Origin of the sequence: Roseovarius nanhaiticus (assembly GCF_900156535.1) — a bacterium.
Taxonomy (GTDB): domain Bacteria; phylum Pseudomonadota; class Alphaproteobacteria; order Rhodobacterales; family Rhodobacteraceae; genus Roseovarius; species Roseovarius nanhaiticus.
In genome coordinates this window covers 333127-349034 of record NZ_FTNV01000001.1, presented here as the reverse complement: position 1 = coordinate 349034, position 15908 = coordinate 333127, and the positions used below count along the sequence as shown (strand labels likewise).

At 64.5% G+C, this 15908-nt stretch carries 11 protein-coding genes; 8 read left to right on the top strand and 3 right to left on the bottom strand.

Annotation, left to right across the window (positions count from 1 at the left end):
• The first annotated feature begins 556 nt into the window (after positions 1 to 556).
• From BW975_RS01695 to kdsA, 4 genes are all read left to right on the top strand, one after another.
• Positions 557 to 1618, top strand: a complete 1062-nt coding sequence (locus BW975_RS01695) for a type III polyketide synthase (protein ID WP_076530428.1) — start codon at positions 557 to 559, stop codon at positions 1616 to 1618.
• The gene (locus BW975_RS01690) at positions 1618 to 2112 is read left to right on the top strand and encodes an isoprenylcysteine carboxyl methyltransferase family protein (RefSeq protein WP_076530426.1); all 495 of its coding nucleotides are present in this window, start codon (positions 1618 to 1620) and stop codon (positions 2110 to 2112) included. The genes BW975_RS01695 and BW975_RS01690 overlap by 1 nt, the downstream gene beginning before the upstream one ends.
• Before the next feature lie 61 nt (positions 2113 to 2173).
• Positions 2174 to 2962, top strand: a complete 789-nt coding sequence (locus BW975_RS01685; RefSeq protein ID WP_076530424.1) for a 3-deoxy-manno-octulosonate cytidylyltransferase — start codon at positions 2174 to 2176, stop codon at positions 2960 to 2962.
• The gene (gene kdsA, locus BW975_RS01680) at positions 2959 to 3810 is read left to right on the top strand and encodes a 3-deoxy-8-phosphooctulonate synthase (protein ID WP_076530422.1); all 852 of its coding nucleotides are present in this window, start codon (positions 2959 to 2961) and stop codon (positions 3808 to 3810) included. The genes BW975_RS01685 and kdsA overlap by 4 nt, the downstream gene beginning before the upstream one ends.
• Before the next feature lie 10 nt (positions 3811 to 3820).
• Here the strand turns inward: kdsA and BW975_RS01675 are convergent, their stop codons facing one another.
• Both BW975_RS01675 and BW975_RS01670 read right to left on the bottom strand, forming a co-directional pair.
• Positions 3821 to 5104 (bottom strand): HlyD family type I secretion periplasmic adaptor subunit, encoded by a 1284-nt coding sequence (locus BW975_RS01675; protein ID WP_076530420.1) that lies wholly within the window; start codon positions 5102 to 5104, stop codon positions 3821 to 3823.
• Complete coding sequence (locus BW975_RS01670; protein ID WP_076530418.1) at positions 5101 to 6822, bottom strand: type I secretion system permease/ATPase; 1722 nt, start codon at positions 6820 to 6822, stop codon at positions 5101 to 5103. The genes BW975_RS01675 and BW975_RS01670 overlap by 4 nt, the downstream gene beginning before the upstream one ends.
• Positions 6823 to 6966: 144 nt before the next feature.
• Here BW975_RS01670 and BW975_RS01665 point away from each other — a divergent pair, with 144 nt between their 5' ends.
• The 4 genes from BW975_RS01665 to mnmH are packed head-to-tail and all read left to right on the top strand — an operon-like array spanning position 6967 to position 13703.
• Positions 6967 to 9237, top strand: a complete 2271-nt coding sequence (locus BW975_RS01665; protein WP_083686944.1) for an acyl-CoA dehydrogenase — start codon at positions 6967 to 6969, stop codon at positions 9235 to 9237.
• Positions 9234 to 10526: an acetyl-CoA C-acetyltransferase gene (locus BW975_RS01660; protein ID WP_076530416.1), complete on the top strand. Its 1293-nt coding sequence runs from the start codon at positions 9234 to 9236 to the stop codon at positions 10524 to 10526. Before BW975_RS01665 ends, BW975_RS01660 begins: the two co-directional genes overlap by 4 nt.
• Positions 10523 to 12592 (top strand): 3-hydroxyacyl-CoA dehydrogenase NAD-binding domain-containing protein, encoded by a 2070-nt coding sequence (locus BW975_RS01655; protein ID WP_076530414.1) that lies wholly within the window; start codon positions 10523 to 10525, stop codon positions 12590 to 12592. Before BW975_RS01660 ends, BW975_RS01655 begins: the two co-directional genes overlap by 4 nt.
• A gap of 49 nt (positions 12593 to 12641) precedes the next feature.
• Positions 12642 to 13703: a tRNA 2-selenouridine(34) synthase MnmH gene (gene mnmH / locus BW975_RS01650; RefSeq protein ID WP_076530412.1), complete on the top strand. Its 1062-nt coding sequence runs from the start codon at positions 12642 to 12644 to the stop codon at positions 13701 to 13703.
• Here the strand turns inward: mnmH and selD are convergent.
• On the bottom strand, positions 13690 to 15873 hold the full coding sequence (gene selD, locus BW975_RS01645; protein ID WP_076530410.1) for a selenide, water dikinase SelD: 2184 nt from the start codon (positions 15871 to 15873) through the stop codon (positions 13690 to 13692). The two genes, mnmH and selD, sit on opposite strands and share 14 nt — an antisense overlap.
• Between the last annotated feature and the right edge of the window lie 35 nt (positions 15874 to 15908).

Genomic DNA, 15908 nt, shown 5'->3' with positions numbered 1-15908 from the left:
GGCGTCAACTGTTCTTGCGCGGGCTTGGGCAAATTTTTATCCGACGGTCAAAAATCTGCTGGGCGCACAGGCGGCGGCGCAAAAGGATCAAACCGCAGAGGACTGAGCAGATACAGAAGCGACGACGACGCAAAGGGCCGTCATCACCGGGATGGCGGGGCTCATCGACTATCGCCTGACCATGCTGTTGCTGGCCGAAAGGCCCCGTTCTGTGCGGCCTCGATTGGATGACGGATTATTGTCGCGTCACCCTTGGACAGCGCCATCAGGAGATTGCCGAGTGCGACAGCCTGAGCGCCACCGAGCCATGGCATGTGGTCAATATCGGCAATGCCTAAAAGGTGCGTCTGATGAATTTCATCGAAGCCATCGAAGAAGAGGTCGGGCGCCCGGCGATCCGCAATTTCATCGATATGCGACCTGAGCCGACGCAACGCTGCTACACGCACTGATCGGCTACAGGTCCCTACCGCGCTTCGCGCGCCAAGTTGCGGCAATACCGGATAGCGCTACCTCCCCGTCAGGCGCACCGCGCGCGCCCGACAAAGGAGCGTTCATGCCTGTCCATCTACACGGCCTCGGGACCGCCTTGCCACCCCATGTTTTGGATCAGAGCGAGGTCGCGGCGCGTGCTGCGGACATATTTGGCGGCGCCTATCCGCAATTCGACCGGCTGGCGCGCAGCTTCAAAACCTCGGGGATCGAGCAGCGCCATTCCGTCGTGTCCATCGAGTGGTTCGAGGCGCCACATGGCTGGGGCGATCGCAGCGCCGCGTATCTGGAGGGCGCCCGCATGTTGTTTGTGCAGGCTGCGAGCGCCGCGCTGAGCGATGCGGGGTGGTCCGCCAAAGACGTCGATTGCGTCATCACCGTATCGACCACCGGCATTGCGACGCCGTCGCTTGAGGCACAGGTCTTTGGTGAAATGGGCTTTCGTGGCGATGTCATGCGCGTGCCCGTATTTGGCCTCGGCTGCGCGGGCGGGGTCAGCGGGCTGGGCACCGCAGAGGCGCTGGCGCGCAGCGGGATGCGCGTGCTGCCGGTGGTGGTCGAAACATGCTCGCTCGCCTTTCGAGCAGACCGCATGCAGAAGGCCGATATCATCGCGGCGGTGCTGTTCGGCGACGGGGCCGCCGCCGCTTGTCTCGGGCCAGAGGCGCCGGTTGGGCCGGGCCGCACGTGCATCACGCTCGGGGCCGGGCACCAGAAGATCTGGCCCGACACGCTGGAGATCATGGGATGGGACGTCGATGATGCCGGTTTGGGCGTCGTCTTTGACCGCTCGATCCCTGGTTTCGTGGCCGGGCATTTTGCCGGCGCCACAGCAGGCGCGCTGAATGCGGCCGGGCTGACGCCCGGCAATATCGACCGCTACGTGTGCCATCCCGGTGGGGCCAAGGTGGTTACCGCGATTGAGGAGGCCCTGAACCTTACGGCTGGTACGCTTGACGCCGAGCGCGACGTGCTGCGCCGCTGCGGTAATATGTCGGCGCCCACCGTGCTTTTCGTTCTGCAATCGGTGCTGGCCTCGGGCGCTACGGGGCAGATGATGGCCTGTGCGCTGGGGCCGGGCTTCACGGCGTCCTTCCTGCCACTCCATATAGGAGGCATCGGGTGATGCAGACCGGCGCAGCGCTTTTTCTGGTATTCATTGTCTTACAGCGGCTCAGCGAGCTGATGATCGCGCGGATCAACACACGGCGGCTGATGGCGCAGGGCGCGTATGAGGTGGGCGCGGGGCATTACCCGGCGATGGTGCTGATGCATAGCACGTGGATCCTGTGCCTGGTCGTTTTTGGTCATGACAGCGCCATCGCCTGGGGCTGGCTGGCCGCCTTCATCGTGCTTCAGGCGCTGCGTATCTGGATCCTTGCGGCACTCGGACGCCGCTGGACCACGCGCATCATCATCCTGCCTCAGCCGTTGGTAAAACGTGGCCCGTTCCGCTATCTGCGTCACCCCAATTACATGCTGGTCGTGGCCGAGGTCATCGTCGCGCCCATGGTGCTGGGCCTGGTGTGGGTTGCCGTCATCTTTACCGTGCTGAACGCCGCGATGCTGTATGTGCGCTTCACTGCCGAGGAGCGGGCGCTGTCGCCCCATCGCGGGTGACGATTGCCCCGGCGGCGGGGTTATGGTGTATGCAAGGACGCACCGACCCGAAAGGCATCCCATGAGAACCGTCATCTTCATTCCGGCCCGCTACGCCTCGACCCGCTATCCCGGCAAGCCGCTGGTCGAGCTGCGCCAGAAGGACGGCAGCACCAAGAGCCTGATCCAGATGAGCTGGGAGGCCGCGCGCGCCATCGAGGGCGTCGATGCCGTATATGTGGCCACAGACGATGTGCGCATCGCCGAGCATGGGCGCGGTTTTGGCGCCGAGGTGGTGATGACCTCGGAGGCGTGCGAGAACGGCACGGCGCGCTGCGCCGACGCGCTGGCGCAGCTGGACGAGGCGCCTGAGCTGGTCGTCAATTTTCAGGGCGACGCGCCACTGACGCCGCCATGGTTCGTGGAAAAGTTGATTGCGGCGATGCGAGCCGACCCCACCGTGTCGATGGCGACGCCCGTGCTGCGCTGCGACCGCCAGACCTACGAGAATTTCGTCGAGGATCGCCAGAACGGCCGCGTCGGCGGCACCACGGCGGTCTTTGACCGATATCAGAATGCACTCTATTTCTCGAAAGAGGTGCTGCCCTACATCGCGCCCGGCAAGCTGCCCGAGCCGATCCCCGTTTTTCACCATGTCGGCGTCTACGCCTACCGGCCCGCAGCGCTGCAGGCCTATATCGACGCGCCCGTCAGCACGCTTGAGACGCTGGAAGGGCTGGAACAACTGCGCTTTCTGGCCGCCGGAATGCCGGCGCGTTGCGTCGAGGTGGACGCGCGCGGGCGGGTTTTCTGGGAGCTGAACAACCCCGAGGACGTCGCCCGCATCGAGGCGGCATTGGAGGCACAATGATCGAGACCAAACAGATCACCGTCGGAGATATCGAGATCGGTGCGCGCGCGCCCTTCGCGCTGATCACCGGGCCATGCCAGCTGGAAAGCCTCGATCACGCCCGCATGATGGCGGGACGCATCTCCGAGGCCTGCGCAGCCACGGGCACGCGGTTCATCTTCAAGGCCAGCTACGATAAGGCGAACCGGTCGTCCCTGTCGACGCAGCGCGGGCTGGGGATGGAGGAGGGCCTGACGATCCTCAGCAAGATCCGCGACGAGTTCGGCTGCCCGGTCCTGACGGATGTGCATGATGCGCATCAATGCGGGCCTGCGGGCGAAGTGGTGGACGTGATTCAGATCCCCGCTTTCCTCTGCCGCCAGACGGACCTTCTGCTAGCGGCGGGCGAAACAGGCTGCGCTATCAACGTCAAGAAAGGCCAGTTTTTGGCCCCGTGGGATATGGGCAATGTCGCCGAGAAGATCGCCAGCACGGGCAATACGCGCATCATGCTCTGCGACCGGGGCACATCCTTTGGCTACAACACGCTGGTCAGCGATTTTCGCGGCCTGCCCACGATGGCGCGCACCGGCTATCCGGTGGTGTTCGATGCCACCCATTCGGTGCAGCAGCCCGGCGGGCAAGGCACCACCTCGGGCGGGCAGCGCGAATTCGCGCCGGTACTGGCGCGGGCGGCAGTGGCGGTGGGCGTCTCGGCGCTTTTCATCGAAACGCATGAAGATCCCGATAACGCGCCCAGCGACGGACCCAACATGATCCCCGTCGACAAGATGGGGGCGCTGATCGGCCAGCTGCGCGCGCTGGACGATCTGACCAAGGCGCAGCCGGAAATTGACCTGACCCCTTGAGCGCGCATGGTCAGCCACGCAATGCGCGTGCGAAATAGTCTGTCAGCGGTTTGACCAGCAGCGACAGGGGCGATCTGTCCCCGGTGCGAATCAGGATCTGCGCGGGCATCCCCGGCAATAGCTCAGCGCCGGGGGGGCGTTCGCCGGTCTGAATGATCCGCAAGGTATAATGGCTTTGCCCTGTGACTTCATCGATGAATATGTCCGGCGAAATTCGGGCGATGCGCCCGTCCATCTCGGGCGTGGTCTGCTGGTCGAGGGCCGGCAGGCGGATGCGCACTGGTTGGCCCGCATGGACAAGGTCGATATCGGTGTTGCGCAGGCGGGCCGAGATGATGACGGGGCTATCCTGCGGGACGATATGCAGCAGCGGCTGCGCAGGACGCAGCACGGCGCCCGGCGCAAAGACCTGAAGACCGTGGACGACACCCCGAACCGGAGCGCCGATCGAGAGCGCGTGCATACGCCGGGCCAGAGCCTCGCGCCGCGCGCGCAACTCCAGTTCGCGCGCTTGCAGCGGGTCCAGTGCGGTAATCGCCTCCTCGCGGTAAGCAGCATCGAGGCGCAGCATTTCCAGCGTGATCTCCGTGCCGCGCCCCTCGGCCTGCGCGATCTGCGCGGCCACCTCGCCCAGCGCGCCGGCAAGGCGCGCCTCCTCGCGCTGAATGGCCAGAAGGCGGGATTCCTGCGTCAGCCCCTTGTTACGAAGGATCGTCTGACTGGCCTTTTCACGCGCGATCAGGGCGGCCTGGGTGGACAGCGAACGGCGTTGGGCGGCGAGGCCTGCAATCTGATCCGCAATTTGCGCCCCGCGCTTTTCAAGCTGCGCGCGTGCGCCCTCGCGCGTGATGCGGCGCGCGTCCAGCAGTCGGCTTTGCAGTGCAAGCATGGGCGCGATATCTGCGCCGCCACCCTGCAGTGCGGCGTCTCTCACAGGCATGTCGATAGTCGTTCGCCCGTCGCGCTCAGCCTCCAGGCGGGCACGACGCGCGATCACCTCGTTCAACTGGGCGGTGATGATGTCCCGCTCTGACGCCATTGCACTGTCATCCAGTTGGATGAGCAGTTGGCCCGCCTCGACCGTGTCGCCCTCGGCGACGCGAAGCGCCGAGACGACGCCCCCCTCAAGGTGCTGGACGATCTGACGGTTCTGGGCCACCTCGACACGGCCCTCGGCAATGACAGCGCCGGTAATACGCGCGAGCGTCGCCCACCCGCCGAAGCCGCCCAAAAGGAGCGTGAGGCAGGCCAGGCCGATCAGGATATCGCGGCGGGCGGACCAGGGCGCACTCATGTCTGGCCGCGCCCACCGGTAGCCGCAACGATCTGAGTATGGTTCCGAACGACCTCGCTCAGAACGTCGCCCTTCGCGCCAAAACTGCGCTGGCGTCCAGCCTCGAGCATGAGCAGAAGATCGCATTCGGCGATAGCGGCGGGCCGATGTGCCACGATGATCACCGCGCCTCCCGTTTCCTTGATGGATCTGATCGCGAGATTGACAGCATCGCTCCCTTCATTGTCGAGGTTAGAGCTTGGCTCGTCGAGGATCACCAGTACCGGATCACCGTAAAGCGCCCGCGCGAGGCCGATGCGCTGCATCTGGCCGCCGGACAGAGGCGCGCCGTCACATCCGAGCGGGGTATCGTAGCCCTGCGGCAGGGCCAGGATCATCTCATGCGCGCCCGCGCGGCGCGCAGCGCAGATGACCGCCTTGGCGTCTGGGGCGGGATCAAGCCGCGCGATATTCTCGGCGATTGTTCCGGCGAAGAGATGCACGCGCTGGGGCAGATAGCCAACATGCCGGGCGAGTGCAGCGGGCCCGTATTGTCCGACAGCCGCACCGCCCAACCGGATGTCACCGGCGGCCACTGGCCATAGCCCGGTCAGCGCGCGGGCGAGTGTCGATTTTCCGGCGCCGGAACTGCCGATGATCCCGAGGGCCTGCCCCGGAGAAAGCGTGAAGGAGATATCCTGAAGTGCCGGGCACCGTTCTCCGGGCGGAATGACTGCAATTCTGCGCAATTCGAGCTGCGCCTTGGGGCGTGGGAGGGGCGTGCGCTTGCGCTCGGGCGCAATGTGCCGGAGGGCCGCGTCGAGCGTGCGCCACCCGACGCGAGCGCGCTGAATCAGTGGCCAATGCGCCACCGCAAGCTCGATCGGGGCAAGGGCACGGCCCATAAGGATAGACGCCGCAATCATGGCGCCCGGCGTCAGTTGCCCGCGCAGCACCAGATAGGCGGCAAGGCCCAGCATGGCCGATTGCAAGAAGAGGCGAAACGCCTTTGTTCCGGTGGCGAAGACGCCGCCCGCATCGGTGGTCGCCAGATGGCTTTGCATCGCCGTCCGGCGCTGGTCCTGCCAGCGGGCGAGGGCGTGTTCAGCCATGCCGCCACTGCGCACGGTGTCGGCGGCGGTGATGATCCGGGCGGCGAAAGCATCCGCTTGATGATTGGCCCCCGCAGCCGCCGCGCTGGTGGGACGGACAATCACCTGATTGGCGATTGCCATGGCAATCAAAAACGCCCCGCCGCCAAGGGCCAGCAGGCCAAGTGACGGATGAAAGATCCAGATGCCCGCGATGAAGAGCGGCGCGAAAGGGATATCGAAAAGGGCCATCGCACCAGGCGAGGCCATCGCTGCGTGGATGGCGCGCAGATCTGACGCCGGATCGCCCTGCCCCACCTCTGCGCGAGCCAGCATGACCTGGAACACGCGCGGCTCGACCGAGCTGGAAAACTGCGCGGCGACGCGCGCCATGATGCGGGAGCGCACCGCATCCAGCGCCCACATCATGAGATAGAGGAACGCCGCGATTCCAGTCAGGGCTACCAACGTCTCGACCGAGCCACTGCCAAGAACGCGGTCGTAGATCTGCAACATGTAGAGCGGTCCGGTCAGCATCAGAAGGTTGACGAACAGGCCAAAAAGCACGGCAGCGGACACGAGGCCGCGCAGATCTCGGCGGGCGCCCCGGAGGTCAGAAGGGTTGGACTGCTGGACTAAGGCGCTCATGACGCCACGCTGCCATCAAATGATTTCCATGGTATGAAAAAGAAACGGACTGGGGCCGTAGTGGCGGCTATTGTCCCAAGATGACGGGCACGGAACGCCCGCGCCTTGCCGTGCGTTCATATCATGTTCAGGGAGGAGCATCCCATGGCATCCATTCGTTCGAGATACCTGACCCGGCCCATTCACAGCTGGGCCAAGCGGGCCCTGCCCGCCTTGTCCGATACCGAGCGCGAGGCGCTGAATGCGGGCGAGGTTTGGTGGGAGGCCGAGCTGTTCTCGGGCAATCCCGACTGGTCCAAGCTGCACGCGGTGAAGGCGCCCAAGCTGAGTGCCGCCGAGCAGGCATTTCTGGATGGCCCCTGCCGGCAGCTCTGCGACATGCTGGACGACTGGAGCATCAATCAGGAAACCGCTGATTTGCCGCCCGAGGTTTGGGCCTTTCTACGCGAAAATGGCTTTTTCGGGATGATCATCCCGGAATCCCATGGCGGCCTTGGGTTTTCGGCCTTTGCACATAGCGAAGTCGTGCGCTTTATCTCGACCCGGTCGGTCGCGGCCGCGGTGACGGTCATGGTGCCAAACTCGCTTGGGCCGGGGGAATTGCTGCATCAATTCGGTACCAAGGAGCAACAGGATTACTGGCTGCCCCGGCTGGCCGATGGCCGCGAACTGCCCGCCTTTGGCCTGACCAGTGCCGAAGCCGGATCGGACGCGAGCGCCATGATCGATGACGGCGTGGTGTGCCGTGGCACGTGGAATGGTGAGGACGTGCTGGGCATACGCCTCAACTGGGCCAAGCGGTATATCACCCTCTCCCCGGTCTGTACGGTCCTGGGCCTTGCCTTCAAGCTGCGCGATCCCGATGGGTTGATCGGCGATACCGAAGAGATCGGGATCACCTGCGCATTGGTACCCACGAGCCTCGACGGCGTCGAGACCGGCCGCCGCCACATTCCGTCCTCTACGATGTTCATGAATGGACCGACGACCGGTAAGGATGTCTTCATTCCGCTGGAGAATATCATCGGCGGCCCGGAGTATGCCGGGCGAGGCTGGATGATGCTGATGGCCGCGCTGGCAGCCGGGCGCGGCATTTCACTGCCTTCGATGGGGTGCGCTGCCATCGCGCTGAGTGCGCATACCACTGGCGCCTATGCCCGCATCCGCGAGCAATTCCGCATGCCGATCGGCAAATTCGGTGGCGTGCAGAGACGCATGGGCAAACTGGCCGCCGATGCCTACGCGATGGATGCTGCGCGGCACCTGACCTGTGCAGGGCTGGACGAGGGACGCGCGCTGTCGGTCATCTCGGCCATCATGAAGGCGCATGCGACGTTTCGCATGCGCGATGCGCTGAATGACGCGATGGACGTGCATTCGGGCAAGGCGGTGATTGACGGGCCGTCCAACTATCTTTTGGCGCTCTATCGGGCTGTGCCCATCGGAATCACGGTCGAGGGCGCCAATATCGTAACCCGCAGCCTGATCATCTTTGGCCAAGGCTCGATCCGGGCGCATCCCCACATGCTGGACAACATGATGGCGTTGCAAGAGCCGGACCGCGCCAAATCCCTGGAAGCCTTCGACAAGTCCATCTGGGCGCATGTCGGACATACGGCCAAGACGTTCTTTCGCGCATGGGGCCGCGCACTGACCGGAGGGCGTTTTGCGCCGGCGCCCGACGCGGGCCCCGCGACGCATATCTATCGCCGCTTGGCGCGCTGGTCGGCGGCTTATGCGCTGACCGCCGATGTCTGTTTTTTGACATTGGGCGGCGCTCTGAAACGCAAGGAAATGCTGTCGACCCGGATGGGCGATATCCTGTCCGAAATGTATATCCTCTCCGCCGCACTTAAGCGATGGGAGGATGAGGGACGGCAGGAGGCGGATCTTCCGGTGCTGAATTACGCCGCCGAAGCAGGATTTCAGCGGATCCAGACGGCGCTCGATGATGTGATCGTCAATCTGCCCGCCCGCTGGGCGGCATGGCTGCTGCGCGGAATCACATGGCCCGGACGGCGGGAAAAAGGGCCGGATGATCGGCTGGTCGCGGCGTGCAGTGATCTGATCTATGCCCCCTCGCCCACGCGGAGCCGCATCACCGGAGAGATTGCCCAAGGCTGCAATCACCCGGGTATATCGCTTCTCAACCAGTGTTATGCCAAGGTGAATGAGATGGCCCCTGCCATGAAGCGCCTGCGCGAGGCCCGCAAAACGCCCGAGGAGGGGCGCGCGGCAGGATTGATCACCGACGCGGAGTTGCACGAGATCGGGGCGATGCAGGATCTGGTTGCGCGGGTCATCGCGGTGGACGACTTTGGTCCGGATGAGATGGCGCAGTATTTTGGCCGCTATGCATCCGATACGTACCGCGGAACCATGTCCAAGACCACGTCGCAGGAGGTCGCAGAATGACAGAGCCACAACGCGTATTTCTGGTGGATGGTGCGCGAACGCCTTTTCTGAAGGCGCGCGGCACGCCGGGCCCCTTCACACCCGTTGATCTCGCGGTGCAATGCGGGCGGCCTCTTCTTGCGCGGCAACCTTTTGCGCGCGAGGCGCTGGACTTGGTGATATTGGGCTGCGTCAACGTGATGGCGGACGAGATGAACCCGGCCCGCGTCGCCGCCCTGCGCCTGGGGCTGGGCGAGCGGATGGTTGCCTTTACCATGCAGATCAACTGCGGGTCGGGGATGCAAAGCATCGACACGGCGTATCGCTATATCCGCAGCGGTAGCCACGACATGATCCTCGCGGGCGGCGCCGAAGCGCTCAGCCACACGCCGCTGATCCTGCGCCAGTCCGCCGCCGAATGGCTGGGCCGGCTAGGCGCGGCGCGCAGCCCGATGGACAAGCTCAAGCTGCTGGGCGATGTGCGGCCCGACTTCTTCAAACCCGTCATCGGGCTGGAGCGGGGTCTGACCGACCCCATCACCGAGTTGGGGATGGGCCAGACCGCCGAGATCCTTGCGCACCGCTTTGGCATCACGCGCGAGATGGCTGATGAATACGCGATGCAGAGCCATCACAGACTGGCCGCGGCGCAGAAGGGGGATGCGCTGAAGGGTGAGGTCGTGCCTGCCTTCGGCCCTGACGGCACCGTTTACGACCATGACGACGGCGTGCGCCCGGACAGCGATATGGCGGGCCTTGCAAAGCCCAAGCCGGTGTTCGAAAAACCCTATGGTAAGGTCACGGCGGGCAATTCCAGCCAGATCACCGACGGCGCAAGCTGGCTCATCGTCGCGTCGGAAAAGGCGATCAATCTGCACGGGTTAGAGCCGATTGCCGAAATCACCGACAGCGAATGGGCCGGCCTCGATCCGGCGGTGATGGGCCTCGGGCCGGTCCTGTCCTCGACCCCAATCGTTCAGCGGCACGGGCTGAGCATCGAGGATGTGGACCTCTGGGAGCTGAACGAAGCCTTCGCGGCGCAAGTGCTCGCATGTGTCGCCGCATGGGATCATCACGATTTCTGTCGCGAGGTGTTGGGCTTTGACGCGGCATTCGGCCGGATCGACCGTGAAAGGCTCAACGTCGATGGCGGCGCGATCAGCCTTGGGCATCCGGTGGGCACCAGCGGCAACAGGATCGTGCTGCACCTCGCCAACGCAATGAATAAGCGCGGCGCCAAGCGCGGCATTGCCACCGAATGTATTGGTGGCGGCCTTGGCGGCGCCATGATGCTGGAGGCTGTGCAATGACCGGGGCAGTGATGCAATTTCTGGGCGCCGAGCTGCGCGAGATGGGCGGCGCGGGCAAACGTGAGGGCAACTGGCGCGTCGGCCGCGATGCGGATGGCATCCTGTGGCTGGTCATGGATTGCGAGGGTGGCGGCACGAATGTCATCTCGCGCAAGGTTCTGGAGGAGCTGAACGGCCATATCGCCGATGCAGAAAAGGATCTGCCGAAGGCGCTGGTCATCCGCTCGGCCAAGGATGGCGGCTTTGCCGCTGGCGCCGACATCTCCGAGTTCAAGGATGTGGCCGCCGATCCCGAAACGCTTTTGCGCGAGGGTCATGCCGTATTTGACAGGCTGGCGGCCCTCAAATGCCCGACGATCTGCGTGGTGCATGGCGCCTGCTTGGGAGGCGGGTTCGAATTGGCGCTGGCCTGTGACATGCGGATCGGGATCCGCGGCGCCTCCTTCGCCTTTCCCGAGGTCCAGCTGGGCCTGCATCCAGGTCTGGGAGGCACGTTCCGCTCGCTCGCGCTGATCGACCCGATCGAGGCGATGACATTGATGCTGACAGGCAAATCCGCCCACACGAACAAGGCGAAAAAGCTGGGTCTGCTGGATGCGATCGTGGAAGAGCGCCACGTCGCCAGCGCCGTGCAGACGGCTGCGAATGGCCAGATCGAGCGCCCCGAGCCGGGCCTGAAGACGCGCGCCATGGCGTTCAGCCCCGCGCGCAATTACGCGATCAAGCAGATGCGCGCCCAGACCGAGAAAAAGGCGCCCAAGTCGCATTATCCTGCCCCCCATGCGCTGATCGACCTCTGGGAAGAGCATGGGAATGACGCCGAGGCGATGCAGAAGGCCGAAATCGACTCCTTTGGCCGGCTCTTGCAGACGGACACGTCGAAAAACCTGCAGCGCGCGTTCTTTCTGCGCCAGCGGCTGCGCGGCAATGCCAAGGGCGAGGACGGCATCGCGCATGTTCATGTCATCGGCGCCGGTGCCATGGGGGCCGAGATCGCGGCCATGTCAGCCATCCGCGGCAAGCGCGTAACGCTAGGCGATACCTCGGCCGAGGCGCTGGGGCGCGCAATCAAGCTGGCGGGCGAGATATGCGGATCTAAACACCTTTCTAGTGCCGAAAAGCGCGACGCGCTGGACCGTCTGATGCCCGACCCCGACGGCTATGGCATCACCTCGGCCGACCTCGTCATCGAAGCCGGACCGGAGAAAGTCGAAATCAAGGCGAAGATCTATGATGGTCTGAAATCGCGGATGAAAGACGGCGCGATCCTGGCAAGCAATACCTCGAGTCTTTCGGTTGATGAGCTGGCGCACCATGCGCACGATGCGGCCCGTTTCGCCGGTTTGCATTTTTTCAACCCCGTCTCGAAAATCGATCTGGTCGAGGTGATCAAGAGCGCGCAGACGTCGGACGACACCGCCGCCCGCCTCGCCGCCTTTTGCGGTGCGATCAAGAAGCGGCCCGTGCATGTGGCGGATTACCCCGGCTTTCTCGTGAACCGTGCCTTGGTGCCTTACATGATGGAGGCGATGACCCTTCTGGACGAAGGGGTGCCGAAGGAGACGATCGACACTGCCGCGCTGCGGTTCGGCATGCCGATGGGGCCGGTGACGCTGGCCGATCAGGTGGGGCTGGATATCGGCCTTCATGTGGCTCTAAGCCTGAGCGAAAACCTGGATGTGCCTTTGGCGCCTGTCTCGGACACGCTGCGCGACAAGGTCGCGGCGGGCGAGATCGGCAAGAAGGCGGGCAAGGGATTCTACGATTGGAGCGAAGGCACGCCGCATCCGAGTAGCGACGAGGGCGCGCCCGAGGATCTAACCGACCGGCTGATCTTGCCGATGCTGAATGCCTGCGCCGAGGTGCTGCGCAAGGATATTGTGGAGGCGCCGGACGATATCGATGCCGCCATGATCTTTGCCACCGGTTGGGCGCCCTTCCGGGGCGGGCCGATGCATTACGCGCGGGCGCGGGGCATTGATGAGGTGGTCGCACGCCTTCGCGCGCTTGAGGACAAGCATGGCGCACGGTTTGCCCCCGATGCGGGCTGGGAGGCGCTGAAGTAGGGCCGAGATTACGCTGTCCGGCGGGGCGTCGCTGCGCTAGATCAGGGACATGAAACTGACCCTGACCCATATCAGCCAGCTTGCGGAGTTGCCGTGCGATACGCTGATCGACGCACGCTCGCCCGCCGAGTTTGCCGAGGATCATCTGCCGGGTGCGATCAACCTGCCCAGCCTCAGCGACGCCGAGCGCGCCGAGGTCGGCACGATCTATGTGCAGGAGGACCGGTTCAAGGCGCGGCGCATCGGTGCGTCGATGGTCGCGCGCAATGTCGCGGCCCATCTGGAGGGGCCGCTGGCGCAGTATGACGGCGGTTGGCAGCCTTTGGTCTATTGCTGGCGCGGGGGGCAACGATCTGGCTCGTTCGCGTCAATTCTCGACCAGATCGGCTGGCGTGTCCGCCTTCTGGAAGGCGGATATCGCGCCTATCGGCGGCTGGTGGTGCAACTGCTCTATGAAGAGGCGCTGCCGCTGCGACCGGTACTGCTGGACGGCAATACCGGCACGGCCAAAACGCGGCTTTTGGCGCTTTTGGGCGAGGCGGGCGTGCAGGTAATCGACCTCGAAGGGTTGGCAAATCATCGCGGCTCGGCCTTGGGGGCAATGTCCGGCGGTCAGCCCTCGCAGAAACTCTTTGAGGGCCAGCTGGCGCAGCGCATTGCCGCGCTGGATCCCAAGAAACCCGTTGTGATCGAAGCCGAGTCGCACAAGGTGGGCGCGCGGATGATCCCCCCCAGCCTCTGGACGGCGATGAAGTACGCACCCGTACTACGGATTACCGCGCCAGTTGCCGAACGTGCGCGCTATCTGGCTGACGCCTACGGGGATGTCACAAGAGCGCCTGACAGTCTCTGTTCCATGCTCGACATGCTGCGGCATCTGCGCGGCCACGGGACGGTGGACCGCTGGCAAGAGATGGTAGCGGCGGGCGACTTCATCGCGCTGGCCGAGGAACTGATCCGTGATCATTACGACCCAAGCTATCAACGCGCGCGAGAACGCCACGATATGCCGCCGGCGCGCGATGTGCCGTTGACCGCGCTGGATGACGGGGCGCTGCGCGCGGCGTTGCCCGCGTTGATGTCGGCCATCGAAACCGTCAGCGCAGAGTAATGCGCGGCGCGGCCTCGGTCACGATCCCGATCCTGGCGGCTGGCTGTCCCATGTGCGCGAGCTGCGCCAGCGCCGTCTGGGCATCTTCCGGCGCAAGTGCAGCGAGGAAGCCTCCGGCAGTTTGCGGGTCAAAGAGGATGTCATTGGGAGTATCACCGACGAGATGAGGCGCAGCATGTGCTTTGTTCGCGGGGAAGAGCGACGAGCGGTGTCCTGCGGCGATAAGAGCGTCGGCACCATCAAAGCGGGGGATCTGCGCCATTTCGATTTCGGCGGCGACACCGCTGGCGCGGCACATTGCCAACAGGTGGCCCGCAAGGCCAAAGCCCGTCACATCGGTCATTGCGTGAGCGCCTGATAGGGTCTGAACGGCCTTTTCGGGGCTGGTTGCCATGTGATCGAGTGTTGCGCGCAAAATGTCACCATCGGCCTTACCGGCCATATCCGCGGCAAGGATTACACCGCTGCCCAGCGCGCCCGTCAGCACAAGGTGATCGCCGGGCCGCGCGCCGCCGATGCCGATGGGCTGCCGCCCCTCGGGGACGAGGCCCGTCACGGTATAGCCCAACATCAGCTCGGCCCCTTGTGTGGTATGGCCGCCGATGACCTCTGCGCCCGTCGCGGCCATGACCTGACCCGTCGCGGTCATGATTTCGGCCAACGTCCGAGCCTGCAGACGGTCGCTCATCCGGGGAAGGACGATATTGACCAGCGCGGCTTGCGGTGCGGCGCCCATGGCCCAAATATCGCCCAGCGCATGAATGACAGCGATACGCGCCATAAGCCAGGGATCGGCCGTGAAGGCGCGCAGGTGATCCGTGGTCAGAACCTGGATACGCCCCCCAATCCGGAGCCCGCCCGCATCGTCACCGGGACGGATCAGCACATCGTCCCGCGCACCGGTGCGCGCATGTATCAGAGCCGATTCAAGGGCTTTAGGACCGACTTTGGCCCCACAGCCGCCGCAGATCATGGGATGATCCGTCATCTCCTGCGCGGCACCTTCGGCCATTTGAGCCGGGTGCGCAGGCGGGCTCATAACGGGCAGATGTCGGAACTTGCCCATGAACTTCTGGTCAATGTGATCCTTCCAGCGCCAGAGCCCCGGCAGATAGACACCCAGCGCGCCGCGATCCGCAATGGCGGCCTTGCGGCCCAGTGACACCAGCTTGAGATACCGCTGTTGCGGCTGGAAACTGGCGCGGGGCGGCTGGCCCATCAGGGCATCGCGCAGATTGTCGTGGAGAATGGGCGCGGCGCGCACGGCATATACCCCGGCCTTGGGGCGCGGCGCGTGGGACAGATGCGCGCAATCGCCCGCCGCGAAAATGCTGGCATCCGAGGTGCTGCGCAGATGTGGATCGACAGTGATAAAGCCGTTTTCGAGATTTAATCCCGTTTCTTGCAGCCAAGGCCAGGGGCGCGCACCGGCGGCGGCGACTGTCAGCTGCGACGAGATGGACGTGCGCTCCTCGATTTCGACACTATTACGGGTGACTTCGACAATGTTTGCGTGCTCGATCAGAGCAATCCCCGCTTTGCGCATCTGTTGCCGCAATATCCGCGCTGTGCGAGGGGCGACGCCCGTAAGGGCCTGTCCGGTGTCGATGACATGCACCCTGGGCCGGGCATGGGGCGACAGCCGGTGTTGCATCGCCAGCGCCAGCTCAACGCCCGCGACGCCCGCGCCGAGAATGGCGCAATCCGGTGCAACAGAGCCAGATTTCGCGTCTTCGGTGAAACGCTGCCAGCGATCGGCGAACGGACCCAGCGGCTTGGCCGCAATGCCGTGATCGCCGAATCCCGCAAGCGTCCTGGGCGCCGAGGTTATGCCGATATCTATGGAGAGCACATCATAGGCAATATCAGGGCGCCCCTCGACCATCACCCGGCGCGTGGCAGGATCAATGCCGCAAGCACGACCGACGACAAGCCGCGCACCGGCGAAGCGCGCGAGGCGGCCAAGGTCAATATCCAGATCACCGCGCGGGTAATGGCCCGCAATATGGCCCGGCAGCATGCCCGTATAGGGCGCCTTGGGATTCGGGTCGATCAGGGTAAGGCGCGCGCCCGGCAGAGGGTTCATACCCCATTTGCGCAAGACAAGCGCATGGGCATGGCCACCGCCGATCAGCACCAGGTCGCGCGTAAGGGGAACGTCAGTATTCATGCTTGGCAGAAGTGCCGCAAATCACCCGCTTTGTC